The following is a 21,990-nucleotide window of genomic DNA, read 5'->3' as shown; positions in this document are numbered from 1 at the left end:
ACCTCAATTTTGCTGCTGGGCCGGCTCCAGATGAGCAGCGTCAATCACGAACTGTGCCAACGCCCGGCCGAGGCAATCATGGACCTGTTTCGCCAGCTCAGGCCCGCGGGACGGGTTGAACAGGTCGAACTGGCCCTGTTCATTCCACTGCCGCATGATCGCGAAACGATCGAACAGCGGGATGTCGTGCTCCTGTGCCACGACGCGCATATTATCGAGAAAAGGCTGCGCCGAGATCATGGTCTCGGTGCGCGGGCTATATTGCAAATTCATCAAGACGACGTCCGCCCCTGCCTTTTGCAGCGCAACAACCCCGTCGGTCACCGCGCTACGAAATTCGTCGGGATCGATGGATCGGATAGCATCCACGGTCCCGGTCTGCCAGATGACCAAAGTAGGCGTTTTTGCTTCCATCAGCTTAACGAAGGTGGACGCGGTCTCCTCTGCCGTTTTCTTGCTCTGTATTTCTACGGAGACGTGCACCGGCTCGGAGGGCGGCAGCTTCTCCTTGAGGATCGCCTCCATGCGCGCCGGATAGGAGCTGCTCTCCGACGACGGAATCGTGGTCGAGCGGCTGCCGATCACCAGGATGTCGAGCGGTTTGCCGGCCTTGATCGCCTCGGCGACCTTGGGCAGCTGGCTTTCACTGGTCAGCAGATAGGACGGCAATTCGCAGGCCGCAGGCACAGGGGATGCGGCAGACGCGGCATCGCCCGCGCGCGCCGTGGGCGCGGCGAGGTTACCGCACAGCAGGACCAGGCTCAGGAGAACCTTCGCCTTCATCAGCCCCCTCCCGCCAGATCGGCGTTGCCGACGGCGTTCTTGGTTTTCGCACCGCTCTTGTCAGCCACACGCTTGTACCACGAAATGATCCACGCAACTCCCCACATGATCAGGATTCCGGAGAGGCTAATCAACGCATGCATCACCGGCCCGCCGGAGATTTCGGCGAGGACGAAATGGCCGGCAAAGGCCAGGAAGACGCCGAGGCAGAAGATCTCGAGCGAATGCTGACCACATAGAATCAATGGTCGTAGCCAGCGCGATTTCAAGCCCGGCCAATCGCGGGGCAGGAAGCGTACGGTCAGCGCCGCCAGCGCCAGGAAGTGCGCGAAGCGCAGCACGTCGAGGTCGGTCTTGTCGATCGGATACATCCATTGTTCGATCTGCTTCGGCATGAACTGGGAGAGCTGGGGCACGTACCAGGTCAAGGTCACGTAGAACGCCGCGATGAGATAGGCGATCGAGATCCACATCGTCACGGGCGAGGCCAGGATGCCCGACATGCGACGCGCACCTCCGAGCGCGCACCAGGCACCGAACACGAACAACAATTGCCAGGCGAAAGGATTGAAGGCCCAGAAGCCGTTCGGATAGGCCGACAGGTAAAGGTCGTACTCCCAGGTCACCGCGTAGAGCAGGACCGACAGCCCGAGCGTGACGTCCGGCCGCCATTTCATCGACCACAGGATCAGAGGCAGCGCCAGCATCAGCACGATGTAGAGCGGCAGCACGTCCATGTTGACGGGACGGAAGCGCAGCAGCAGCGCCTGCACGATGACGACGTCGGGCTGCTTGAGGAAGTCCATGATGCCCATCTCTTCGGTGTAGAGCGGGTTCTCGAACCTGGTCGCGACATAGGAGATCTCGGCGAGGAAGATCGTGAACAGGAAGACGTGGGCGACGTAGATCTGCCAGACCCGGCGCAGGATGCGCGCGGTGGCGATGAGAACGCCGCTCTCCAGCATGGCCCGGCCATAGACGAAGGCGGCGGTGTAGCCGGAGATGAAGATGAAAATTTCGGTGGCGTCGCTGAGGCCGTAATTGCGGATCGTGAACCAGGTCAGCAGACTGGGCGGCAGATGGTCGATGAAGATCAGCCATAGCGCGAGCCCGCGGAACAGATCGAGTCGGAGCTCGCGCTCGCCGATGGCGGGCAGCGTGATGGCCGGCGCTGCGGCGCGCGCCTTGGTCCCTGCGGGCTTGGCGCCCGCGGTTCCTGCGATGGTCGATCCCGTCACTTGGTCGGCAATGGTCATCGGGGCCTGGAAACCCTTCCGCAAATCGCGACATTGAAGCAGTGTAATGGTCCGGCTGTCGTCTCGCAAAGCGTCCGGATCACATCAGGGTGTCTCCCTCGGTGGTGTGCTTTCCCGCCAATTCTGGCGGGACGATGTCGCCAAGGCGCCGCGGGGGTTTGGTTCCCGGGGCGGATTTCGGTATGATGACAGCCATGTACCGCGCCGTGACCCGCCAGATCGAAGTGACCGTCGAGCCGAACTTTGTTCCGGAGCAATCGTCGGCCGACCGCTCGCGCTACTTCTGGTCCTACACCATCGTCATCACCAATTCGGGCGAGGAGACCGTGCAGCTCAAGACGCGGCACTGGATCATCACCGATGCCTCCGGCCGCCAGCAGGAGGTGAAGGGCGAAGGCGTGGTCGGCGAACAGCCGATCCTGGCCCCCGGCGAGCGCTTCGAATACACCTCCGGCGTGCCGCTCTCGACCGCCTCGGGCTTCATGACCGGCCGCTACCAGATGGTCAGCGAAACCGGCGAGCGTTTCGAGATCGACGTGCCGACATTTTCGCTGGACAGCCCCGACAACAAGCGGGTGTTGAATTAGGGAGGCGAGTTCGCCGTAACACTCACAACTGTCATGCCCCGGCTTGACCGGGGCATCCAGTACGCCACGGCCTCTCGTTTCGATCAGCATCGTCTCGGAGTACTGGATCGCCCGATCAAGTCGGGCGATGACACCGCGCGTGTGGCACTGCTCCACTCGTCATTGAGTGCAGCGACGCGGGTAGGCTTACGCGTCCTCGACGCCCGCTTCGTGCGGCGTGAACTGGTACACCGACGAGCAGAACTCGCAGGTGACCACGACCTTGTCGTCCTTGACCATGGCGGCGCGATCGTCGTGCGAGAAGCTCTTGAGCATCGCGGCGACCGCATCGCGCGAGCAGGAGCACCGCGCCTCGAGCACCTGCGGATTGAACACGCGCACGCCGCGCTCGTGGAAGAGGCGGTAGAGCAGCCGCTCGCCGGAGAGTTCGGGATCGATCAGCTCGACGTCCTCGACGGTCTCGATCAGCGAGCGGGCCTCGACCCAGGCATCGTCCTCAGTGACGCTGTGCACCTCGGTGCCGTCGGGCGCATCGCCGGGATGCAAGTCCGCCTGCCGCGCGCGCTCCGGCGCCTTGGGCAGAAATTGCATCAGCATGCCGCCGGCGCGCCAGCGATGCTTGCCGCCGTCGCTCGAGCGCCACTCCTCGCCGACCGCGAGGCGCACGCGCGTCGGGATCTGCTCGGAGCGCATGAAATATTCGTGGGCGGCGTCTTCCAGGCTGCCGCCGTCGAGCGCAACCAGGCCCTGGTAACGGCTCATGTCGGGGCCCTGGTCGATGGTCATGGCGAGATGGCCGCGGCCGAGCAGCGTGCCGGAATCCTTGGTCGTGCCCAGGCGCGAGGCGTCGAAGCGCGCATAGGCGCGCAGGCGGTCCGGGGCCTTGTAGTCGACGACCAGGAACGACACCGGACCGTCGGTCTGGGCCTGAAGAATGAAGCGGCCCTCGAATTTCAGCGCCGATCCAAGCAGCGTCGTCAGCACGATGGCCTCGCCGAGCAGCTTGCCCACGGCTGCGGGATAGTCGTGCTTGGTGAGGATGTCGTCGAGCGCAGGACCAAGCCGCACCAGGCGCCCGCGCACGTCGAGCGCGTCGACCTCGTAAGGCAGCACGGCGTCATCGATCGGAACCGATGATGGCGCGCGAACCGGGCCTTCAGGCCCGGTTTTCATGTCAGGAGATTGGGAAACCATGGCGCTTTATCTGGGGTCGTTCGATGCAAATTGAAAGAGGCACGCCCGCATTCCGTCGTCCGCGGAACGACGAGCTGCGTAGCCCGGATGGAGCGCAGCGCAATCCGGGGGGTCTTTCCACGCGTTGAGAACCCCGGATTTCGCTGCGCTTCATCCGGGCTACAAGAAGGTTACTTCACCGCGTCGAAGCACCAGGCCAAGATGCCCTTCTGCGCGTGCAGGCGGTTTTCGGCCTCGTCGAACACGACCGATTGCGGCCCGTCGATCACCTCATCGGTGACCTCCTCGCCGCGATGGGCCGGGAGGCAATGCATGAACAATGCGTCCGCCTTTGCCAGCGACATCAGCTTGGCATTGACCTGGTAGGGCTTGAGGACGTTGTGGCGGTGCTCGCCCTCCTTGTCGCCCATCGACACCCAGGTGTCGGTGACGACGCAATCGGCGCCGCGCACGGCGGCCTCGGGATCGGTGCCGAGCACGATCGGCGCGCTCGTCGCCTTGATCCAGTCGCGCATGGCCTTTTTCGGTGCGAGCTCCGGCGGCGTTGCGACATTGAGCTGGAATTTGAAGCGCTCGGCGGCATGGGCCCAGGACGCCAGCACGTTGTTGTCGTCGCCGGTCCAGGCCACCGTCTTGCCCTCGATCGGGCCGCGATGTTCCTCATAGGTCATGAGGTCGGCCATCACCTGGCAGGGATGCGAACGCCGCGTCAGGCCGTTGATGACGGGCACGGTGGCGTTGGCCGCGAGCTCCAGCAGCGCATCGTGGTTGAGGATGCGGATCATGATGGCGTCGACATAGCGCGACAGCACCCGCGCGGTGTCGGCGATGGTCTCGCCGCGGCCGAGCTGCATCTCGGCGCCGGTGAGCATGATCGCCTCGCCGCCGAGCTGGCGCATGCCGACGTCGAACGAGACGCGGGTGCGGGTCGAGGGACGCTCGAAGATCATCGCCAGCGTCTTGCCCTCGAGCGGCCTGACCGGCTGTTGCGCCTTCTGCTTCGCCTTCATGGCGGAAGAGGCGGCGAGCATGCTCTTGAGCTCCGACAGCGGCAGCTCGTTGATGTCCAGGAAGTGCTTGGGAGCTTTGTTGGGCGTCGTGCTCATCAGCTTGCCGCCCGCTTGGTCTGGCTGGAGGAGATCGCAGCGCAGGCCCGCTCTAACCGCCCGACGCTGTCCTCGATCTCCGCTTCGGTGACGATCAGGGGCGGCAGGAAGCGCACGACATTGTCGCCGGCCCCGACGGTGAGCAGCTTTTCGGCGCGCAGCGCCGCGACGAGATCGCCCGAAGGCACCACGGCCTTGATGCCGATCAGCAGGCCCTCGCCGCGAACCTCGCTGACGACATCAGGGTGACGATCGATCACGGAGGCGAGCTTCTGCTTGAGCAGCAGCGACATCTTCTGCACGTGGTCGAAGAAGCCGGGCTTGAGCATGACGTCGAGCACGGCGTTGGCAGCCGAGATCGCGATCGGATTGCCGCCGAAGGTCGAGCCGTGCGAGCCGGGCCCCATGCCGGCGGCCGCATCCGCGGTCGCCAGCACCGCGCCGATCGGAAAGCCGCCGCCGAGCGCCTTGGCGAGCGACATCACGTCCGGTGTGACGCCGGTGCGCTTGTAGGCAAAGAGCTCGCCCGTGCGGCCCATGCCGGTCTGCACCTCGTCGAAGGCGAGCAACAGGCCGCGCTCGTTGCAGAGCTCGCGCAGCGCCCTCAGGAAGGCGTGAGGTGCAGAACGAACGCCACCCTCGCCCTGGATCGGCTCGATGAGAATGCCGGCGGTGTGCGGACCGATCGCTTTCTTCACAGCCTCCAGATCACCATGCGGCACCTGGTCGAAGCCATCCATCGGCGGGCCGAAGCCCTCGAGATATTTCGCAGAGCCGGTGGCGGCGAGCGTCGCCAGCGTGCGGCCATGGAAGGCACCCTCGAAGGTGATCATGCGGTAACGCTCCGGATGCCCCTTGGAGAAGTGATGGTGACGCACCAGCTTGATCACGCCTTCCAGCGCCTCGGCGCCGGAATTGCAGAAGAACACGAAGTCCGCAAAGCTCTCATTGCAGAGGCGGCTTGCGAGCTTCTCGCCGTCAGGGCTCTGGAACAGGTTCGACATGTGCCAGAGCTTGGTCGCCTGCTCCTGCAACGCCTTGACCAGCGCGGGATGGACATGGCCGAGCGCATTCACCGCGACGCCCGAGGTGAAATCGAGATAGCGATCGCCGTTGGTCGCGATCAGCCAGCAGCCTTCGCCGCGCTCGAAACCGAGGTCGGCCCTGGCGAAAACGGGGAGCAAATGCGGCGCTGCGCTGTTAGTCATGACGTCACTTGAATGTTGCGGACGGTGTGAGGGCATGCATTGCGCGACGCACCATCGACCGGCCCCGGAAAACGAAACGTGCCGCCTTTTAAGGGCGGCACGTGGCACTATCTTATGCCTGGCAAGACGGGTGTCAATGCCGCCCGGAAAGCCTCGCGAAACGCTGATTCCGTAGTCTTGCGGTGCCGATTTTGCGGGTTTTTCACCACGGAACATGTGGAAGCGAGTCGGCGGACTCTTGCGCGGGAGTCACGCCATATTGTAGCGTTTGGACTGTCAGATACGACATCTCGTGCAGCAGTTCTGATCCCAGAAGTCCTCATGTACCGGCGTAAACGTTCGGGCGTCTTGAGCGCGCCCGGCGAGCCTTAAGGGATTCTGACGGCACGGGTTTTTCAAGGCTAAAGCATTCGCTGCGAAGGCCCCAGGATGGCAGGCGCGCAGCGAGGGAAAGGGTGCAATGACGGTTTTGACCTGGTCCGATGATCGCGTCGAGCAGCTGAAGAAGCTCTGGGAGGCCGGACTTTCGGCCAGCCAGATCGCGGCGGAGCTCGGCAATGTGACCCGCAATGCCGTGATCGGCAAGGTGCACCGGCTCGGCCTGTCCGGCCGCGCCAAGAGCCCTTCATCGGCAGCGCCGCGGCCGCGCAAGGCACGGCCCGCGCAGCACATGATGCGGGTGACCCGCCCCGTCGCGCGCGGCAACACCGCGCTGGCGCAGGCCTTCGAGGTCGAGTTGGAAGCCGAGCCGGTTACCTACGACAACGTGGTGCCGATGAGCCAGCGGCTGTCGCTGCTGGAATTGAACGAGGCGACCTGCCACTGGCCGGTCGGCGATCCATCGAGCCCGGATTTCTTCTTCTGCGGCGGCAAGGCGCTCTCAGGCCTGCCCTACTGCGCCCAGCATTCGCGCGTGGCCTATCAGCCCGCAGCGGACCGCCGTCGCGCAGCACCGAAGCCGGGCACGCGGTGAGCTCGCGATTTCATTGATTGCCAGGACAGCAGCCGTCACACGATGACGGCTCCAATTATTCGGTGTCATCCCCGCCTAGTGCGCGATTGCGCACGGGGAGCGGGGATCCATAACCACAGGGCGCGGTGATTGCGCGAGATGGTTACTGCGAGTCTTCGCCAGACCACGTACTATCGTTGATCGCGGCGAGCGCGAGCGCTCGCGCTGAGATCCCGGGCTCGCGCTGCGCGCGCCCCGGGATGACGGTCGAGATCGGCGCCGCAGTTCGCCAAACCAGCTGTCGCTGGCGCTTTATGTCTGCTCAGCCTTCGCAAAGCGATCGTCCAGCGCGTAGCCGGCGCCGCGGACGGTGCGGATCGGGTCCTGCTCGCGGCCGAGATTGAGCAGCTTGCGCAGGCGGCCGATATGGACGTCGACGGTGCGCTCGTCGATGTAAATGTCGCGGCCCCAGACGCTGTCGAGCAGCTGCTCGCGCGAGAACACGCGGCCGGGATGCTCCAGGAAGAACTCCAGCAGGCGATATTCGGTCGGGCCGAGATCGATCGGCCGGCCTGAGCGCGCCACGCGGCGCTTGTCGCGGTCGAGCTCGATATCGCCATAGGCGAGCACGGTGGCGAGGCGCTCGGGACTCGCACGCCTGAGCAGACCCTTCACGCGCGCAAGCAGCTCCGGCACCGAGAACGGCTTGACGATGTAATCATCCGCGCCGGTCGCAAGCCCGCGCACCCGCTCGCTCTCCTCGCCGCGCGCGGTGAGCATGATGATCGGCAGCTGCTTGGTCTCGGGGCGGGTCCGAAGCCGCCGGCACAGCTCGATGCCCGACAGGCCCGGCAGCATCCAGTCGAGCACGATCAGATCGGGAATGTGCTCCTTGAGGCGGGTGTCGGCGTCATCGCCGCGCATCACCGTCTCGACGTCATAGCCGTCGCCTTCGAGGTTGTAGCGAAGAAGCTCGGTGAGAGCTTCCTCGTCCTCAACCACCATAATGCGTGCGCCCATGTTGTCGTCGCTCCTTAAGTCGTCAGGTGTTCGGCACCGTCGTGGCGAAGGTCGTCATGTCGCCCTTCGGCCGCTTGTCGGTGATCGCCTGGCCCTCGATCATGTAGAACACGGTCTCGGCGATGTTGGTGGCGTGATCGCCGATCCGCTCGATGTTCTTGGCACAGAACATCAGGTGGATGCAGAACGAGATGTTGCGCGGATCCTCCATCATGTAGGTGAGGAGCTCGCGGAACAGCGAGGTGCAGATGGCGTCGACTTCCTCGTCGCCCTTCCACACTGCCATCGCCGCCGGCAGGTCGTGCGCGGCATAGGCGTCCAGCACCGACTTGACCTGCTGCTGCACGAGGTCGGTCATGTGCTCCAGGCCGCGGAACAGCTTGAGCGGATGGAAATCCGTCTCCAGCGCCGCGACGCGCTTGCCCATGTTCTTGGCGAGATCGCCGATGCGCTCGAGATCGGTCGCAACGCGCATGGCGCCGACGATCTCGCGCAGGTCGACGGCCATCGGCTGGCGGCGGGCGATGGTGAGAACGGCGCGCTCCTCGATGCGCTTCTGCAGCGCGTCGAGCTCGGCGTCGGTCGTGACGACGCGCTGGCCGAGCGCGACGTCGCGGCGGATCAGCGCGTCGACGGAATCGACGATCATGCGTTCGGCGATGCCGCCCATCTCGGCGACCAGGCGGGTGAGCTCCTGAAGATCGCTGTCGAAGGCCTTTACGGTATGTTCAGAACCCATGTTCCGTCTCCTCAGCCGAACCGGCCGGTGATGTAATCCTGCGTGCGCCGATCGCTCGGCGACGTGAAGATCTTGCTGGTGTCATCGAACTCGATCAACTCGCCGAGATACATGAAGGCGGTCTTGTCGGAGACGCGCGCCGCCTGCTGCATGTTGTGGGTCACGATCGCGATCGTGTAGTTCTCGGACAATTCCTGGATCAGCTCTTCGACCTTGGCGGTCGAGATCGGGTCGAGCGCCGAGCAAGGCTCGTCGAACAAGATCACCTCGGGCCGCACCGCGACGGTGCGGGCGATGCAGAGGCGCTGCTGCTGGCCGCCGGAGAGCGACAGGCCGGAGGCATTGAGCTTGTCCTTGACCTCGTTCCACAGCGCGCCGCCGCGCAGCGCCTTCTCGACGCGGCCGTCCATCTCGGACTTGGAGATCTTCTCGTAGAGACGAATGCCGAAGGCGATGTTCTCGTAGATCGTCATCGGGAACGGCGTCGGCTTCTGGAACACCATGCCGACCCGGGCACGGAGCAGGTTGAGGTCGAGCTTGGGGTCGAGGATGTTGGTATGGTCGAGCAACAGCTGACCGTCTGCGCGCTGGCCCGGATAGAGGTCGTACATCCGGTTGAAGATGCGCAGCAGGGTGGACTTGCCGCAGCCGGACGGGCCGATGAACGCCGTGACGCGGTTGGTGCCGAGCGCCAGGTTGATGTTCTTCAGCGCGTGGTGATCACCGTAGTAGAAGTTGAGGTTGCGCGCGGTGACCTTGGCGGGCGCCTCGGGCAACGGCTGCGAACCGGGATGAACGGTCGGTGCGCTGACGGAAACAGACATTTCACTCATTTTGCAGTCCTCTCGGCGCCAAGGATGCGCGCGCCAATGTTAAGGGCAAGCACGGTCAGGGTGATCAGCAGCGCGCCGCTCCAGGCGAGTTGCTTCCAATATTCGTAGGGGCTCTGCACGAAGTTGTTGATGGTGACAGGCAGGTTCGCCATCGTCTTGTCCAGGCCGAGGCTGAAGAACTGGTTCGACAGCGCCGTGAACAACAGCGGCGCGGTCTCGCCGGCGACCCGGGCGGTGGCGAGCAGCACGCCGGTGATGAGGCCGGCGCGCGCCGCACGGTACGCGATTCGCCTGATCACCAGCGAGCGCGGCAGGCCGAGCGCGCTGGCAGCTTCGCGCAACGGATTCGGCACCAGCAGCAGCATGTCCTCCGTGGTGCGCACGACGACCGGGATCACGATGACGGCAAGCGCCAGCGCGCCCGCAATCGCCGAGAAGCCGCGCATCGGCACCACCACCGCGCCATAGATGAAGAGGCCGATGATGATCGAGGGTGCCGACAAGAGAATGTCGTTGATGAAGCGGATCACCGAGGTCAGCTTGTCGTTGCGGCCGTACTCGGCGAGATAGGTGCCGGCGAACAGGCCGAGCGGCGCGCCGATGCCGACGCCGATCACGGTCATGATCAGCGAGCCGACGATGGCGTTGCGCAGGCCGCCCTCGTTCGATCCGGGCGGCGGCGTGTCAGCTGTGAAGACCTGGAGGTTGAGCCCGGCCAGGCCGTTGTAGAGCAGCGTGACCAGGATCAGCGCGAGCCAGGTGACGCCGAAGGCGGCGGCGGCGATGCAGAGGCCGCGGATGACGATGTCCCAGCGGCGGCGGCGTGAATAGATCGGGTTCATGGCTTCACTTCCCGGCCTTGGTTTCGAGGCGCAGCAGCATCAAACGGGCGGCCGCGAGCACGAAGAACGTCAGCACGAACAGCAGGAGGCCGAGCAGGATCAGGCCGGACTGGTGCAGGCCGTCGCTCTCGGCGAACTCGGATGCGATCGCCGCCGAGATGGTCGTGCCCGGCGCGAAGATCGACGAGGAGATCCGGAACGAGTTGCCGATGATGAAGGTCACCGCCATGGTCTCGCCGAGCGCCCGGCCCAGCGCCAGCATGACGCCGCCGATGATGCCGACGCGGGTGTAGGGGATCACCACGCTGCGGACGACCTCCCAGGTGGTGCAGCCGACGCCGTAGGCGGCTTCCTTCAGCACCGGCGGCACCGTCTTGAACACGTCGACCGAAATCGAGGTGATGAAGGGCAGCACCATGATGGCGAGGATCAGCGCGGCGTTGAACAGGCTGAGATAGGACGGGGGCCCTGCGAAGATCGCGCCCAGCACGGGGACGCCGTCGAACACCCTGATCATGAAGGGCTGGAAGGTGTTGGCCAGGAAGGGGCCGAGCACGAAGAAGCCCCACATGCCGTAGATGATCGAGGGAATGCCGGCGAGCAGCTCGACCGCCATGCCGATCGGGCGGCGCAGCCATTGCGGGCAGAGCTCGGTGAGGAAGATCGCAATGCCGAGACCGACGGGAATGGCGATCAGCATCGCGATGAAGGAGGTGACGAGCGTGCCGTAGATTGGCCCGAGCGCGCCGAGCACCGGCGGATCGGCCGAGGGCGCCCAGCGCTGCGTCCACAGGAAGGAGATGCCGAACTCCTGGATCGCCGGGAAGGCGCCGACGATCAGCGAGATGATGATGCCGCCGAGGATCAGCAGCACCGAGATCGCGGACAACCGCGTGATCCAGTAGAAGGTGACGTCGCCGAGCTTGAACGCGCTCAAGGCCTTGGCGCGATCATATGGACCGGCAGCATCAATCACATTGCTCTCAACAGCCATCTCAGCCACGCCGATCCCCTATACCCGTTTTATGTACGCTTGTTGTTGGTGGCGCGCTCCGGATGCGGCAGGAGGCCGATCCGGAGCGGAGATCTTGCAGCGTCCCGGAACCGTGTCCGGGACACATATGGCGCCTTAGCTCTTGATCTCGGCAGCCCAGGTCTTCTCGATCTGCTGGACGACGCTTTCCGGCATCGGAATGTAGTCGAGCTCCTCGGCCATCTTGCCGCCGTTCTTGAAGGCCCAGCGGAAGAACTTGATCGCTTCCTGCGCGGCCGCCTTGTCGGTGGCGGACTTGTGCATCAGGATGAAGGTCGCCGCCGTGATCGGCCAGGACTTCTCGCCGGGCTGCTCGGTCAGGATGACGTAATAGCCGGGAGCCTTGGACCAATCGGCGTTGGAGGCGGCCGCCTGGAAGGCCTCGACGGTCGGCTGCACCGGCTTGCCGGCCTTGTTGACGAGACCGGTGTGGGTGAGCTTGTTCTGCTTGGCATAGGCGTATTCGACATAGCCGATCGAGTTCTTGGTCTGGCTGATGTTGCCTGACACACCCTCGTTGCCCTTGGCGCCGACGCCGACCGGCCACTCGACCGCGGTGCCCTCGCCGACCTTGCTCTTCCAGTCCGCGCTGGCCTTGGAGAGATAGTTGGTGAAGTTGAAGGTGGTGCCCGAGCCGTCCGAACGACGGACCACGGTGATGGCTTCTGACGGCAGCTTCGCGTTGGGATTGAGCTTCTTGATCGCGGCATCGTCCCACTTGGTGATCTTGCCGAGATAGATGTTGGCCAAGGTCTCGCCGTCGAACACCAGCTCGCCCGGCTTCACGCCCTCGAGGTTGACGACGGGGACGATGGCACCCATCACCATCGGCCACTGGACGAGGCCATCCTTCTCGAGCTGCTCGGCCTTGAGCGGCGCGTCGGTGGCGCCGAAGGTCACGGTCTTGGCCTGGATCTGCTTGATGCCGCCGCCGGAGCCGATGGACTGATAGTTCAGACCGTTGCCGGTCTCCTTTTTGTAGGCGTCGGCCCACTTCGAATAGATCGGGAACGGGAACGTCGCGCCGGCACCGGTGATGTCGGCTGCAAAGGCTACCGTCGTCGATGCGGCGACCAAGCCGGCAGCGACCATGGTTTTGAGGAAATTCATGCTGGTCTCCATACAGGGGAGCGAAGCGCCATCCGCGCCCGATCGCGCTCCCCGCGCCGCCGCTTTAGGGGCGGTCGGCTGTGCTTTTACGAAGGTTTCGTGACAGTTGGATGACGACACCAAGCAGTTGAAATTGCTTGCGTTTCCGATCAAGCCGGAGTCTTGGTTTGGGGAAAACAGGCGGTGAAGGTGGCGCCCTGCCTGGGCACGCTTTCGATCAAAAGGCGGCCGCGATGACGGTTAAGAATATGTTTCACCAGCGATAACCCGAGCCCGGTGCCGCCTTGCGAGCGGCTGTCGCCGACATCGACCCGGTAGAAGCGCTCGGTCAGCCGCGGCAGGTGCTCCGGCGCGATGCCCGGGCCGAAATCGCGGACCATGACCCGAATTTCCTGAGTTCCGTCAGCGGCGGCGCTCGAGGTCAGCGACACGATGACGCGCCCGCCGGAGGCGCCGTATTTGAGCGCGTTCTCGATCAGGTTCTCGAACAGGCGGAGCAGCTCCTCGCGGTCCCCCGCGATCATCACCGGTGGCTCCGGCAGGTGGATGTCCACCTCGACCTGACGCTCGCGCGCCAGCGGCTCGAGCCCGTCGGCGACCTGACGGATGATCGGGACGAGATCGACCAGGGTGTCGGGCCGGACATGGGCCGACAGCTCGACCCGCGACAGCGACAAGAGATCGTCGATCAGGCGCGCCATGCGCGTGGCCTGGTTGTGCATGATGCCGAGGAAGCGCTCGCGCGCCTTGGGATCGTCCTTGGCCTGGCCCTGGAGCGTATCGATGAAGCCCGACAGCGCCGCCAGCGGCGTGCGCAGCTCGTGGCTGGCATTGGCGACGAAGTCGGCGCGCATCTCCTCGACCCGGCGCAGCGGCGTCTGGTCGTGGAAGGTCATTAGCATGCATTTGTCGGCGCCGCCGAAGCTGGTCGGCACCGGTACCGGCGTGATGATCAGCTCCATCCAGCGATCAACCGGAACATGATCGAGATAGGTCGCGCGCCGCGGCTCGGTGGTCGCGATGGCCTCGCGCAGCGCGGTGATGATCTCCGGCGAGCGCAGCGCGAACTGGGCGAGCTCGTTCTTGCGCAGCGCCGGCGCGAGCTGGGCGGCGGCGGCGTTGAGGTGGATGACGCGGCCGGCCCGGTCGAGCAGCACCGCCGGATCCGGCATGCCGGCGACCACCGCGGCCACCGCCGCGCTCTCGACCGGGTTGATGCGTCTGACGTCGTCGCGGGAGGTGGCGGGATCGTGCAGCCGCCACGGGATCAAGGCAGCCGCCGCGATGCAGAGGAACACGATTGCAGCGTGCAGCGCCGACAATTCGCCGAGCGAGACCACGACGGACAGCGCCAGCGCCGCGGCGATCAGGATGATGGTCGAGTGCCGCAGCCGATCGGACCAGGGCTGGGCGGAGGGAGAAGAGGGGGCGTCGATCGCCATCGGGGCGGACTTCTCCTGGGGACTGTCCTTAAGGACCTGACACCGGTCAGGCGCCGCTGTCGCTGCGCTCTCTCACATAGGCGGCTTCAGGCGCCGGGCCGGGGTCCAGCTTGAGCGCCGCCTGTTGCAAGCGCTTCGATCGGGCGCCGATTATAACCTCTCGAAACGTCAGCAAGATTACAGATAAGACGAACGGAGACAGATAATAGAGGACGCGGAACAGGAGCATGCCGCCCAGCAGCTCCTCGCGGTCCATCTGCCAGAGGCCGACCAGCATGGCGGCATCGAACACCCCCAAGCCTCCGGGTGAATGGCTGGCGAAGCCGAGCAGGGTCGCCGAGACGAAGATCACCGCGACCATCACGAAGCCGAGATTGGGCTCGTCGGGGACCAGCACATACATCGCCAGCGCGCAGAAACCGAGATCGACGATGCCGATCGCGATCTGGAGCAGCGTCAGCGGGCCGCCCGGCAGCACCACGGTCCAGGGGCCGCGGCCGACCACCCGCGGCTGGCTCCAGACCCAGATCACGTAACCGATCAGCGCCACGATGATCGTCAGCGCCAGTGTCCGGTTCAGCCAGACCGGCAGCTGGTCGATCGAGGCTGCCGCCTCCGGATGGTAGGCGATGCCGAGGCCGAGCACGGCGGCATTGCCCAGCCAGAAGGTCAGGCCGGCGAGAAAGCAGATTTTTGCGACGTCGATCGCGTTGAGCCCATAGGCCGAATAGATGCGGTAGCGCACCGCCCCGCCGGTGAAGACGGAGGCGCCGACATTGTGGCCGATCGAATAGCTGGTGAAGGCCGCGAGCGCGTTGATGCGATAGGGCACATGGGCATGGCCGATCGCGCGCGTGGCGAAGAGGTCGTAGAAGGTCAGCGTGAAATAGCCCGCAGTGACGAATAGCGCCGCCATCGCAATCTGGCTCGGCTCGGTGCTCTTGATCGCTTCGAGGACCTCGTTGAAATCGATGCCGCGCAGCATGTGGTAGAGCACGTAGCAAGCGATGCCGATGACCGCGATGCTGATCACGACTCCAAGCTTATGCAGGACTTGCTTCTGGCGCAGAAACGTCGTCGCCCTGCGTATGGCTTCCAGCATCTAGACCTCGAACAACGCTTCAGCGGCCAGGGTGGCCGGCGGACAGGCGGACGCGCAGGCATTCAACGAACCCTCGCCGCCGGCGCCGGAATCGCGCATGCCCCCTGCCCCTCCACTAGCGCGTTTTCGGCCGAAGTGGAATTCGCCAATTCGAACAAAAACACGTGCCTTCAATATTTTAGGCAGGGTTGCAGCTCCCAGTGCAGGGTTTGGCGCTTTCGTCGGCAAGGCTTGGCGCGAATCTCCAGGCGATCCTGCGCAGGGGCCATGAAGTTTTGATGATTTCGGCCGCACAATGTTCCGTCACGCCTTAAGCCGACGTCAATCTATGGAGCCGGCCTGCCTGTTGAAAGAGGGGTGACTGGAGCGGCCAGGTCCCGGTTTTCCAATGCGCCGAAAGGCCGCGGCGGAGGCACACCCGTCCCTCGCTGAGGGTGCATAGCAACATCACACAGCGGCTGGCGGCGCGGTACGCGAGACCACCCGATCGCGCAGCCACGCGCCGATCGTGCCGCCGACGAGATAGCAGGCGAACATGATCAGGCCGAGGTCGAGCCAGTAGCCGAAGCGACCGGGGACCACATGGGTGAGAGAGGCCGCGACCAGGGCGGCGGCAAACACTGCGAGCCACCGCGCCGTCACCTTCGAGGTGCCGTTGCCGCGCTGGACCACCGAGATCCAGCCCATGCAGAAGCCCAACAGCAGCGAGCCGATCAGCCAGCCGAGATGGAACGAGACGAGATAGGGCATCGTCACCTCACCAGAAATTCGATGCGGCGGTTCTGCGCCTTGCCTTCATCGGTGTCGTTGCCGGCGACGGGCTGCGTGCTGCCATGGCCGACCGCGGTGAAGCGGCTGGCAGGAAGGCCCGCCTTGACGAGATAGTCGATCACCGCCTGCGCGCGCTTTTCCGAAAGGGCCTGGTTGAAGGCATCCTCGCCATCGGCGTCGGTGTGTCCGACGACCTCAATATTGGTGGTGGGGCAGCGCAGCGCGGTCTCGATGAGGCGATCGAGAATGCCGGCCGAGTCGGGATCGATGTCCGCGCGCCTGTTCGCGAAGCGGATCTTGCCCTTGGTCAGAAGCTCCGAGAACAATTGCTGGCACACGGTGCCGTCGACCGGGCCTGCGGCGGGCTTCACCGTGATCTCCGGCTTGTACTGCCAGTGCTTCGGGAAGTCCTTGCCGAGGCCTGCGCGGATCTCGTTGGCGGCGCCCTCGTAGAGCGCATCGCCCGAGAGCTTCACCTCGCGGTCGGAGACGACCAGCGTGCCGGTCGACAGCCGCGACAGCGCGCCGAGCGCGGCGATAACAGCCGTGCTGAAGGAGCCGGGGGCGCCGATGCTGGCCTTGAGATTGTCGACGACCTTTTCGGTGAAGAACTTTCGCGAGGCGCTGGTGCCGATCGTGGCGTGGACGTTGTTGTCCGGAACATAGCCGGTCAGCGTCACCGTCGCAGCCACCGGATCCTTGTAGGCCTGGAAGATGTAGGGCGGCGCCTTGATCTCGTTGGACGCAATCGAAAAACCCTCGGGCAGGTTCTTCAGCGCAGCTGCGATCGCCTCACGGCCGCCGAGCTCGCGCGCCATGCCCGACAGATTGACCTTGGTGTCGGTGATCGTGATCTTGCCGTCCTTCAGCTTGCCGATCTGATCCAGCAGCAGCACCGCGGCGGCTTCGAACCGAGGCGGCGCCCCGCGCGCCAGCCCCATCTGGTCGGCGACCTCGACGCCGCCGACTTCCTTGCGGGCCGCCTCGGTCAGCCGGGCCCTCATCGATGGCAGCGGCGCGGAGCCCGACAGCGTCACCCGCACCACGTCGCGCTCGGCATTCCAGACGAAGGGCTTGGCCTCGGGAACGAGGCGGGTCCGGTCGTCGACCAGCCGCACGCCGGGCACGGTTTCGACCGCCATCACGGCGTCGCGGCGCCCCTCCTCGGAGAAGGCGTCCGCGGCCAGGCTGACGTCGCGGCCGTCGACCGCGATCCGGGTCTTGTCCAGAACGGTGTCCTTGAGCGCAGCCGAGCTGCGGGCCGACAGATCGGCCTCCACCGGTAAGGTATTATTCCAGGCCGCAAATCCCCACATGACGGCAAGGGGGATCAACCCCGGCCACCATTTGCTGGCCCACGAGAAAAGCTTCTGCATTCGACGACCCGACCTCTGGAAACGGAGACAAAACAAACCCTTGGCAGGCTGTCAAACCGGAAATGGCCCTGGTCCCAAGGCCCGGGTGGGACAATCGGAATAACTTTTTCTTCAAGAGTTCTTCCGTAAGTTGAGGCCGGAATGCCAAAGTCCCCACCCGGTCATGAAACAACTGCGTAACAACGTCATCCGCGCCGGGCTGGGAGCACTCTATCTCAGCGGGGCGCACCACCTGTTGCGCCCGATTTTGTCGGGCGTCGGCGCCATTTTCATGCTGCACCACGTGCGGCCGGCGCGCGAGGCCGCGTTCCAGCCGAACCGGCATCTCGAAGTCACCCCCGACTTCCTGCGCGCCACGCTGTGCCATTTGCGCACGCGCGACATTGACATCGTCAGCATGGACGAGCTGCATGAGCGGCTGGTGCGGGGCCGGTTCGACCGCCGCTTCGCCGCCTTCACCCTCGACGACGGTTACCGCGACAATCTGGATTACGCGCTGCCGGTGCTGCGCGAATTTGACGCGCCGCTGGCAGTCTATGTCGCGAGCGATTTTGCCGACGGCACCGGACGATTGTGGTGGACGGCGCTGGAGGCCGTGATCGCCAAGGCCGAGCAGATCGACATTCAGATCGGCAATTCCGCGCTGCGGCTCGATGCGACCAGTGTCGCGGCGAAGCAGGCGGCGTTCGACCGCCTGCACGACTGGCTTCGCGCGCTGCCGAGCGAGCAGGATCTTGCGCGCGAGATCGGCGCGCTGTGCAGGACTTACGGCGTCGACATGGAAGCGCTGTGCCGCGGCCTGTGCCTGTCCTGGGCCGAGCTCAAGACCTTTGCCGCCGATCCGCTGGTCACGATCGGCGCGCACAGCGTCAGCCATTGCAACCTCGCCAAGCAGACGGAAGACATCGCCGCGCAGGAGATGGCCGCAAGCCGCGCGCGGATCGAGCAGGTGTTGGAGCGCCCCGTGCTGCACCTCGCCTATCCCTATGGCGACCGTGACGCCGCGGGCGCGCGCGAATTCGCCCTTGCCGCATCCGCCGGTTTCAAGACCGCGGTGACGACGCGGCCCGGCATGCTGTTCGCGGAGAACGCCGGCCACATGACCGCGCTGCCCCGCGTCTCGCTCAATGGCAATTATCAGGACGCGCGGATCCTTCCGGTGCTGACCTCGGGCGCCGCGACCGCGATGTGGAACGGCTTCCGCCGCATCGCGGCGGCGTAGGCCTCAATCTGCACTGGTCGAGGACAAGCGCGCCTTTCTTGACTCCCCTCCCTGCTCCGCCCACAACCGGCGGCAACAAAGGGAGGAACGCATGTTCAACGATCTGTTCTCGCTCAAGGGCCGCATCGCGCTGGTAACCGGCGGCTCGCGCGGCATCGGCAAGATGATCGCGGCGGGATTTCTCAGTGCCGGCGCGGCGAAGGTCTACATCACCGCGCGCAAGGCCGGACCGTGCGAGGAGACCGCCAAGGCGCTCAGCGCGCAATATGACGGCGAATGCATCGCGCTGCCGATCGACATGTCCACGGTCGCCGGCTGCGAGCTGCTCGCGAGCGAATTCAAGAAGCGCGAGTCCCGGCTCGACATCCTCGTCAACAATGCGGGCGCGGCCTGGGGCGCGGAGTTCGACGAATTCCCCGAGAACGGCTGGGACAAGGTGATGAACCTCAACGTCAAGGCGCCGTTCTTCCTGACCAAGGCGCTGGCGCCGACGTTGCGCGCCTCGGCAAGCGCGGAACGGCCGGCGAAGGTGATCAACATCGCCTCGATCGACGGCATCTTCGTCAATCCCGGCGAGACCTATTCCTATGCCGCGAGCAAGGCCGGGCTGATCCACCTGACGCGGCGCATGGCGGTGAAGCTCATCCCGAACCACATCGTGGTCACCGCGATCGCGCCGGGCCCGTTCAAATCGGACATGAACCGCGCCGCACGCGACCACGCCGACGAGGTTGCAACGCGCGTCCCCGTGGGCCGCATCGGCACCGACGAGGACATGGCAGGCGCCGCGATCTACCTCGCCTCGCGCGCGGGCGATTACGTCGTTGGAGCGACCATCGCGGTGGATGGCGGCATCGTCTATGCGAACCCCGGGATCAAGGGCAGCGGGTGGGACAGCGATTGATCTGGCGATCTCCCGTCACGCACAGCGGGGCTCAAAACCAAAACGTTGAAAACAACCCCATGCACAGTAGGAAGCCCCTTGATCGACAAGGGGCTTTTCTTGCCGCGCGGAAACGACCCTTGCCGCCGCGATGATGTTGACACGTCGGGCAAAACACTGCCGAGCTGGGGCATGTAGTCAAAATCCATCAGGGGCGATGCAGGCACAGCGACGTCTGCTTTCCGCTCGAAAAGGTGCATTGGCGGTCCCAGATGTGCATGTCCGCCAAGGCCACAATCGAGAGCGTTGCAACACGCCAGGACCACCGCATTCCGGTAGTCGACAAGTGGGACGTCAGCGCTTATCGGGCCTGAGAATAAGAGTTTTCCCTTCTCTCGGGGCGTCATCCCCCGAAGTGAACACCAGATCGCCGTGTCGTTTGGCAGGGACGTAGTTTCCCTGCGGTATTGGCCTTCCACGTTGTTGCGGGATCATCATGCGCGGTATCGCTCGACGAGTTGGACGACCCGTTCGACGGCACGCGCGGCGGGCTGTCGGGCCTGCGAAAAATTGAGACGGACACTGTCGTCGGAGTGAGGGCTAAATTCCGTGCCAGGGGTCACCGTCACGGCGGCCTGATGTCGGAGTATGCGAACGAAATCCCTCATGGATACCGACAGCTTCGGCAGGCGTGGGAACAGGTAGCTGCCGCCTTGTGGTCGACGGACTCTGACACCCTCCACCGAATCGAACGATTCGATCAGATCATCCCGAATGATCTGATGCAGGCGTATACGCTCCTCCATCCATCCTGTCGGCTCGTCAAACCAGCTTTGCAGCACCGATTGGCTATAGCCCGCGGCCCGCAGCGAGACGATCGCCTGCAGCTTTTCCATGCGCGAGATGATCGCTGGAGATCCGAACGCCACCCCAAGACGATACCCACTCAGTGATTCCGTCTTGGAAGGTCCCATGATCGTGATGATCCGGTCAGGGTCGACGTCGCCGGCGCGCAGGTGCCAATAGTCCGCTCCATCGAATATCTGTCGTGCGTATAATTGATCGACGATCACGGTCACACCGTAACGTACGGCGAGCCGCGATATGCTCTCGACGTCCTCCCGACAGTAGATGACGCCAGTCGGATTGTTCGGGTTGGAGAAGACGAAGACCTTCGCTCCGGCTCTGAGGGCATCTTCGAGACCGGAGAGGTCGATTCCACTTGAAGTGGTCGTTCCGAGATAGTCCAGGCTGACGGGAACGATTTCGCCGCCGAAGAACTCGACAAGTTTTCGGTTTGCGAAGTAGTCCGGTCGGACGATCGCGACCTTATCGCCTGCTGACACCGTTGACGCGATGGCCAGAAAGAGTGCGCCCTGGGTTCCTGGCGTGACCATCAGACCCTCGGAGGCTGAAACCGGTGCACCGGTGAAACGCTCGAGCTTCGCCGCGAGCCCATGACGAATCTCGGCATCGCCCCTGTATTCTGTGTAGGCTCTCTTGCCGCCGACACGGACGCCTTGGACGAATGCTTCCAGGGTACCCGGTGCAGGCTCGAAGGCATCCACGTCACCATGGGAAAAGTCAACTGGCATACCGTCGAGAGTTCTCCCCTTCAGCAAATTTGCATGATGAGTCGAAGCCTGACGTACCTCCTGGCCTGGCGCATCGTCGGTAGCAAGTCTTCCGAATTTCTCTAGCAACGAAGTCATCATGTTTCCTTCCTCGGTGCTCCTTTGATGCACCGAGCCAATTGCCTGATCAGCGATGCGGTTTGTGACGCTCAGCTTGCCGAAGCTGATCTGGACCGTCCTTTGTGCAACGCCACGAGTTCGGCAAGCGAATTGACGGTCAGATGCGGCTCGGCCTCCGTCGCCAAGGTGGCCCCGCTTCCGGCCCGGTCGTGGCGACGATTGACCCACACGGTGGTCAGCCCAAGTTCGCGCCCAGGAGCGACGTCGTGATGCTTGCTCTGCGCGACATGCAGGATTTCGTTTTTTGCCATGCCTTTCGCGGCCAGCGCCTCGATGGCGCGTGTGAAGTGCGGCAGTGCAGGCTTGTACGAGCCGACATCCTCCGCCGTCACCGTTAATTCGAAGGGCACTTCGAGGTGGCGCAGCGTTCCCGTAAGCGACGTGTTGTCAACATTTGACAGGATGACTAGCTTGTAGAAGCGCGACAGATACCGCAGGCTATCCACCGTGTCGGGGAAAGCTGGCCATTCCGGAACCGAAGCCGAGAAATTTGCGGCATGACCTCCGTCCGCGGTCCAGCCAAAGGTGCGCTCGATATCCTTCCATGTCCTGGCGAGCACTTCGGGGTAGAGCAATGCAGGTCTCGTCTGTTGATGCTTGGCCTGGTGAAGCGCGAAGGACGTGACGACGAGATCGGTCGGAATCGCCGGGTTGATGGCGTCGATCCATGGACGGACGACCCGGGCAATGCCGGTCTCCCAATCGATGAGCGTGCCATAACAGTCGAACGTAACAACCTTGAACTTGTCGAAATCGATCACTCGAGGCCTCCTGGTC

21 protein-coding genes are annotated in these 21,990 nt (G+C 64.3%); 4 read left to right on the top strand and 17 right to left on the bottom strand.

Annotated features, from left to right (window positions below; all coding sequences use genetic code 11):
- Positions 1 to 3: 3 nt before the first annotated feature.
- Together ACVWYQ_RS25545 and ACVWYQ_RS25540 are read right to left on the bottom strand one after the other, a co-directional pair.
- Positions 4 to 783: an SGNH/GDSL hydrolase family protein gene (locus tag ACVWYQ_RS25545; RefSeq protein ID WP_271546336.1), complete on the bottom strand. Its 780-nt coding sequence runs from the start codon at positions 781 to 783 to the stop codon at positions 4 to 6.
- Complete coding sequence (locus ACVWYQ_RS25540; protein ID WP_404545407.1) at positions 783 to 2,039, bottom strand: OpgC domain-containing protein; 1,257 nt, start codon at positions 2,037 to 2,039, stop codon at positions 783 to 785. The genes ACVWYQ_RS25545 and ACVWYQ_RS25540 overlap by 1 nt, the downstream gene beginning before the upstream one ends.
- 194 nt (positions 2,040 to 2,233) lie before the next feature.
- Between ACVWYQ_RS25540 and apaG the strand changes: the two genes are divergently transcribed.
- Positions 2,234 to 2,626, top strand: a complete 393-nt coding sequence (gene apaG / locus ACVWYQ_RS25535) for a Co2+/Mg2+ efflux protein ApaG (RefSeq protein WP_024337101.1) — start codon at positions 2,234 to 2,236, stop codon at positions 2,624 to 2,626.
- A 186-nt stretch (positions 2,627 to 2,812) separates the two neighbouring features.
- Here the strand turns inward: apaG and ACVWYQ_RS25530 are convergent, their stop codons facing one another.
- The 3 genes from ACVWYQ_RS25530 to ACVWYQ_RS25520 form a co-directional block, all read right to left on the bottom strand.
- A complete protein-coding gene (locus ACVWYQ_RS25530) occupies positions 2,813 to 3,820 on the bottom strand; it encodes an Hsp33 family molecular chaperone (protein ID WP_404545405.1) in 1,008 nt (335 codons plus the stop codon).
- 170 nt (positions 3,821 to 3,990) lie between these two features.
- Positions 3,991 to 4,926, bottom strand: coding sequence for an ornithine carbamoyltransferase (gene argF / locus ACVWYQ_RS25525; RefSeq protein WP_456726521.1), 936 nt, complete (start codon positions 4,924 to 4,926; stop codon positions 3,991 to 3,993).
- The gene (locus ACVWYQ_RS25520) at positions 4,926 to 6,134 is read right to left on the bottom strand and encodes an acetylornithine transaminase (RefSeq protein ID WP_456726520.1); all 1,209 of its coding nucleotides are present in this window, start codon (positions 6,132 to 6,134) and stop codon (positions 4,926 to 4,928) included. The genes argF and ACVWYQ_RS25520 overlap by 1 nt, the downstream gene beginning before the upstream one ends.
- Positions 6,135 to 6,594: 460 nt before the next feature.
- Here ACVWYQ_RS25520 and ACVWYQ_RS25515 point away from each other — a divergent pair, with 460 nt between their 5' ends.
- Positions 6,595 to 7,107 carry a GcrA family cell cycle regulator gene (locus ACVWYQ_RS25515; protein WP_036001664.1) on the top strand — a complete coding sequence of 171 codons (513 nt, stop codon included), beginning with the start codon at positions 6,595 to 6,597 and terminating at the stop codon, positions 7,105 to 7,107.
- A gap of 291 nt (positions 7,108 to 7,398) precedes the next feature.
- Here the strand turns inward: ACVWYQ_RS25515 and phoB are convergent, their stop codons facing one another.
- The 10 genes from phoB to ACVWYQ_RS25465 form a co-directional block, all read right to left on the bottom strand.
- Positions 7,399 to 8,106 carry a phosphate regulon transcriptional regulator PhoB gene (phoB, locus tag ACVWYQ_RS25510; RefSeq protein ID WP_008143479.1) on the bottom strand — a complete coding sequence of 236 codons (708 nt, stop codon included), beginning with the start codon at positions 8,104 to 8,106 and terminating at the stop codon, positions 7,399 to 7,401.
- A 22-nt stretch (positions 8,107 to 8,128) separates the two neighbouring features.
- Positions 8,129 to 8,845: a phosphate signaling complex protein PhoU gene (phoU, locus tag ACVWYQ_RS25505; protein WP_456726519.1), complete on the bottom strand. Its 717-nt coding sequence runs from the start codon at positions 8,843 to 8,845 to the stop codon at positions 8,129 to 8,131.
- Between the two features lie 11 nt (positions 8,846 to 8,856).
- Complete coding sequence (gene pstB, locus ACVWYQ_RS25500) at positions 8,857 to 9,678, bottom strand: phosphate ABC transporter ATP-binding protein PstB (protein WP_271546347.1); 822 nt, start codon at positions 9,676 to 9,678, stop codon at positions 8,857 to 8,859.
- Positions 9,675 to 10,520: a phosphate ABC transporter permease PstA gene (gene pstA / locus ACVWYQ_RS25495; RefSeq protein WP_157285717.1), complete on the bottom strand. Its 846-nt coding sequence runs from the start codon at positions 10,518 to 10,520 to the stop codon at positions 9,675 to 9,677. Before pstA ends, pstB begins: the two co-directional genes overlap by 4 nt.
- Positions 10,521 to 10,524: 4 nt before the next feature.
- Complete coding sequence (gene pstC / locus ACVWYQ_RS25490) at positions 10,525 to 11,514, bottom strand: phosphate ABC transporter permease subunit PstC (protein ID WP_036001678.1); 990 nt, start codon at positions 11,512 to 11,514, stop codon at positions 10,525 to 10,527.
- Between the two features lie 135 nt (positions 11,515 to 11,649).
- The gene (gene pstS / locus ACVWYQ_RS25485; protein ID WP_271546350.1) at positions 11,650 to 12,663 is read right to left on the bottom strand and encodes a phosphate ABC transporter substrate-binding protein PstS; all 1,014 of its coding nucleotides are present in this window, start codon (positions 12,661 to 12,663) and stop codon (positions 11,650 to 11,652) included.
- A 149-nt stretch (positions 12,664 to 12,812) separates the two neighbouring features.
- Positions 12,813 to 14,105, bottom strand: a complete 1,293-nt coding sequence (locus tag ACVWYQ_RS25480) for an ATP-binding protein (RefSeq protein WP_036042748.1) — start codon at positions 14,103 to 14,105, stop codon at positions 12,813 to 12,815.
- Positions 14,106 to 14,151: 46 nt separating this feature from the next.
- Positions 14,152 to 15,207, bottom strand: coding sequence for a lysylphosphatidylglycerol synthase domain-containing protein (locus ACVWYQ_RS25475; RefSeq protein WP_456726518.1), 1,056 nt, complete (start codon positions 15,205 to 15,207; stop codon positions 14,152 to 14,154).
- A gap of 447 nt (positions 15,208 to 15,654) precedes the next feature.
- Positions 15,655 to 15,957, bottom strand: a complete 303-nt coding sequence (locus tag ACVWYQ_RS25470) for a hypothetical protein (RefSeq protein WP_157285723.1) — start codon at positions 15,955 to 15,957, stop codon at positions 15,655 to 15,657.
- Positions 15,958 to 15,959: 2 nt separating this feature from the next.
- Positions 15,960 to 17,354 (bottom strand): OmpA family protein, encoded by a 1,395-nt coding sequence (locus tag ACVWYQ_RS25465; protein WP_456726517.1) that lies wholly within the window; start codon positions 17,352 to 17,354, stop codon positions 15,960 to 15,962.
- Between the two features lie 163 nt (positions 17,355 to 17,517).
- Between ACVWYQ_RS25465 and ACVWYQ_RS25460 the strand changes: the two genes are divergently transcribed.
- Positions 17,518 to 18,576: a polysaccharide deacetylase family protein gene (locus ACVWYQ_RS25460; protein WP_456726516.1), complete on the top strand. Its 1,059-nt coding sequence runs from the start codon at positions 17,518 to 17,520 to the stop codon at positions 18,574 to 18,576.
- A gap of 91 nt (positions 18,577 to 18,667) precedes the next feature.
- On the top strand, positions 18,668 to 19,480 hold the full coding sequence (locus ACVWYQ_RS25455; protein WP_271546357.1) for an SDR family oxidoreductase: 813 nt from the start codon (positions 18,668 to 18,670) through the stop codon (positions 19,478 to 19,480).
- Positions 19,481 to 19,953: 473 nt separating this feature from the next.
- Here ACVWYQ_RS25455 and ACVWYQ_RS25450 read toward each other — a convergent pair whose 3' ends face one another.
- Positions 19,954 to 21,174, bottom strand: a complete 1,221-nt coding sequence (locus ACVWYQ_RS25450; RefSeq protein ID WP_271546359.1) for a pyridoxal phosphate-dependent aminotransferase — start codon at positions 21,172 to 21,174, stop codon at positions 19,954 to 19,956.
- A 68-nt stretch (positions 21,175 to 21,242) separates the two neighbouring features.
- Complete coding sequence (locus ACVWYQ_RS25445) at positions 21,243 to 21,974, bottom strand: HAD-IA family hydrolase (RefSeq protein ID WP_271546361.1); 732 nt, start codon at positions 21,972 to 21,974, stop codon at positions 21,243 to 21,245.
- Positions 21,975 to 21,990: the final 16 nt, after the last annotated feature.

The organism is Bradyrhizobium sp. USDA 3397, from assembly GCF_054060965.1.
This window is presented reverse-complemented; position numbering and strand designations above follow the sequence as displayed.

Coding starts and splice junctions, on each gene's coding strand:
- ACVWYQ_RS25455 (WP_271546357.1), top strand. CDS start 18,668: ATGTTCAACGATCTGTTCTCGCTCAAGGGCCGCATCGCGCTGGTAACC.
- pstA (WP_157285717.1), bottom strand. CDS start 10,520: ATGAACCCGATCTATTCACGCCGCCGCCGCTGGGACATCGTCATCCGC.
- ACVWYQ_RS25465 (WP_456726517.1), bottom strand. CDS start 17,354: ATGCAGAAGCTTTTCTCGTGGGCCAGCAAATGGTGGCCGGGGTTGATC.
- ACVWYQ_RS25475 (WP_456726518.1), bottom strand. CDS start 15,207: ATGCTGGAAGCCATACGCAGGGCGACGACGTTTCTGCGCCAGAAGCAA.
- ACVWYQ_RS25530 (WP_404545405.1), bottom strand. CDS start 3,820: ATGGTTTCCCAATCTCCTGACATGAAAACCGGGCCTGAAGGCCCGGTT.
- ACVWYQ_RS25460 (WP_456726516.1), top strand. CDS start 17,518: ATGAAACAACTGCGTAACAACGTCATCCGCGCCGGGCTGGGAGCACTC.
- ACVWYQ_RS25470 (WP_157285723.1), bottom strand. CDS start 15,957: ATGCCCTATCTCGTCTCGTTCCATCTCGGCTGGCTGATCGGCTCGCTG.
- phoB (WP_008143479.1), bottom strand. CDS start 8,106: ATGGGCGCACGCATTATGGTGGTTGAGGACGAGGAAGCTCTCACCGAG.
- pstC (WP_036001678.1), bottom strand. CDS start 11,514: ATGGCTGTTGAGAGCAATGTGATTGATGCTGCCGGTCCATATGATCGC.
- ACVWYQ_RS25520 (WP_456726520.1), bottom strand. CDS start 6,134: ATGACTAACAGCGCAGCGCCGCATTTGCTCCCCGTTTTCGCCAGGGCC.
- pstB (WP_271546347.1), bottom strand. CDS start 9,678: ATGAGTGAAATGTCTGTTTCCGTCAGCGCACCGACCGTTCATCCCGGT.
- pstS (WP_271546350.1), bottom strand. CDS start 12,663: ATGAATTTCCTCAAAACCATGGTCGCTGCCGGCTTGGTCGCCGCATCG.
- argF (WP_456726521.1), bottom strand. CDS start 4,926: ATGAGCACGACGCCCAACAAAGCTCCCAAGCACTTCCTGGACATCAAC.
- ACVWYQ_RS25515 (WP_036001664.1), top strand. CDS start 6,595: ATGACGGTTTTGACCTGGTCCGATGATCGCGTCGAGCAGCTGAAGAAG.
- ACVWYQ_RS25545 (WP_271546336.1), bottom strand. CDS start 783: ATGAAGGCGAAGGTTCTCCTGAGCCTGGTCCTGCTGTGCGGTAACCTC.
- ACVWYQ_RS25450 (WP_271546359.1), bottom strand. CDS start 21,174: ATGATGACTTCGTTGCTAGAGAAATTCGGAAGACTTGCTACCGACGAT.
- ACVWYQ_RS25540 (WP_404545407.1), bottom strand. CDS start 2,039: ATGACCATTGCCGACCAAGTGACGGGATCGACCATCGCAGGAACCGCG.
- phoU (WP_456726519.1), bottom strand. CDS start 8,845: ATGGGTTCTGAACATACCGTAAAGGCCTTCGACAGCGATCTTCAGGAG.
- ACVWYQ_RS25480 (WP_036042748.1), bottom strand. CDS start 14,105: ATGGCGATCGACGCCCCCTCTTCTCCCTCCGCCCAGCCCTGGTCCGAT.
- apaG (WP_024337101.1), top strand. CDS start 2,234: ATGTACCGCGCCGTGACCCGCCAGATCGAAGTGACCGTCGAGCCGAAC.